Here is a 2,011-nt window from a genome sequence, read left to right on the forward strand (position 1 = left end):
GCGGAGGCAGTCAGGGTTTTGACGGTAACGTCGCCGCTGATGTAGAGCGTGCCGTTGCGGATTTCTGTTTGCATGGTGTCTTTATGATGTAAGGCACCATGCCGTCTGAACATCAGGCGGCATGGTGTGTGGGTGGATTATTTACCGCCGTTTTTGGCTTTCAAGTCGGCAATCAGGCCGTCGATGCCTTTGGCTTTAATGGTTTCGCCGAATTGGTTGCGGTATACGGTAACCAAGCTTGCGCCTTCTACTGCGACATTGTATGCGCGGTATTTGTTGCCGCTTTGGTAGGTGGTGAAGTCCATGTTGACCGGTTTTTGGCCGGAAACGTTGATTTCGGCGCGGACAACGATTTCTTTACCGCCTTTGTTTACGACAGGGTTGTCTTTGATGTTGACCTTGGCATTTTTGAATTTCAGCATGGTGCCGGAGTAGGTGCGGATCAGCAGGGTTTGGAACTCTTTGGTCAATGCTTGTTTTTGTGCGTCAGTCGCAGTGCGCCATGGGTTGCCGACGGCCAAAGCGGTCATGCGTTGGAAGTCGAAGTAAGGGATGGCGTAAGCTTCGGCTTTTTGGCGTGCGGTGTTGGCATCGCCGCTGTTGAGGATTTTCAGCACTTGAACGGAGTTTTCACGGACTTGGTTGACTGCGTCGGCAGGAGAGGCAAATGCCATGCTGATGCTCAATACGCCGATGCTCAATGCGCTGATGAAGGATGTTTTTTTCATGGGAGTGTCCTGAATATTGGGTTGATATGTGTTTATTGTTCGTTTTGACCGGCAGATTCACTGTCTGCGTTTTTCTCGGCAAAGCTGGTCATGAATTTGCCGATAAGGTTTTCCAAAACCATGGCGGAGCTGGTGACGGTAATGGTGTCGCCTGCCGCCAAAGAATCGGTATCGCCGCCTTGTTGCAGGCCGATGTATTGTTCGCCCAATAGGCCTGAAGTCAGGATTTGTGCGGAAACGTCGCTGCTGAACTGATATTGGCTGTCCAGATTGAGGGCGACTTTTGCCTGATAGGATTTAGGGTCGAGCTGAATGGAGGCAACACGGCCCACCAGTACGCCTGCGGATTTTACCGGAGCGTTGGTTTTCAAGCCGCCGATGTCGCTGAAATCGGCATAGACGGTGTAGGTTTGTGATGATTTGCCGAACGATTGTCCGCCGGCGGCGCGGAAGGCAAGAAAGCCGATAGCAGCCGCGCCTAGTAAGACAAACAGTCCTACCCAAAATTCCAAAGCATTTTTTTTCATGTGCTATTGTCCTTGTTTCATTCTTTTTAAGTGTCGTTTCAGACGGCCTTTAGTCGGTAAACATCCATGCGGTCAACATGAAGTCGACAGCGAGGATGGTCAGGGCGGAAGACACTACTGTGCGTGTACTGGCACGCAAAATACCTTCGGAAGTCGGTACGCAGTGGAAGCCCTGATGTACGGCGATTAACGTAACGGCTACGCCGAAAGCGGCGGATTTGATTAAGCCGTTGAGTACGTCGTAATGGAAGGTAATGTTGTTTTGCATTTGCGACCAGAAAATACCGCCGTCCAAACCCAGCCATTCGACGCCGACCAAATACGCGCCGTAAATGCCGGCAACGTTGAAAATCGAAGCCAGCAAAGGCATGGAAAACACGCCCGCCCAAAAGCGCGGCGCAACCACGCGTGCCACGGGGTCGACCGCCATCACGTTCATTGCTTCAAGCTGCTCGGTGGTTTTCATCAAGCCGATTTCGCTGGTCATGGCGCCGCCTGCGCTGCTGGCAAACAGAATGGCCGCCAATACGGGACCCAATTCGCGCAACAGGGAAGCGGCAACCATATAGCCTAAAATATCGGCGGATTTGAATTTTGCCAGCTGCGTATAGCCTTGCAAGCCCAATACCATGCCGACAAACAGGCCGGACACGGCGACAATCAGGACGGACAACACGCCTGCAAAGTAAATCTGGCGGATGCTCAGGCGCGGACGGGCAAACGCCGTGCCTGATTTGGCCAGGATCTGCAGGAAAA

General features: G+C 52.5%; 3 protein-coding genes. All 3 read right to left on the minus strand.

The window, feature by feature from the left end:
* Nucleotides 1–137: 137 nt before the first annotated feature.
* Nucleotides 138–728, minus strand: a complete 591-nt coding sequence (locus ACTHUM_RS12380; RefSeq protein WP_036492158.1) for an MlaC/ttg2D family ABC transporter substrate-binding protein — start codon at nucleotides 726–728, stop codon at nucleotides 138–140.
* 32 nt (nucleotides 729–760) lie between these two features.
* The gene (mlaD, locus tag ACTHUM_RS12385) at nucleotides 761–1,255 is read right to left on the minus strand and encodes an outer membrane lipid asymmetry maintenance protein MlaD (protein ID WP_003681819.1); all 495 of its coding nucleotides are present in this window, start codon (nucleotides 1,253–1,255) and stop codon (nucleotides 761–763) included.
* Between the two features lie 49 nt (nucleotides 1,256–1,304).
* On the minus strand, nucleotides 1,305–2,011 hold a 707-nt coding region (gene mlaE / locus ACTHUM_RS12390; protein ID WP_440402999.1), incomplete at its 5' end, for a lipid asymmetry maintenance ABC transporter permease subunit MlaE.

The sequence above is a fragment of the Neisseria sp. P0021.S006 genome, assembly GCF_051956895.1.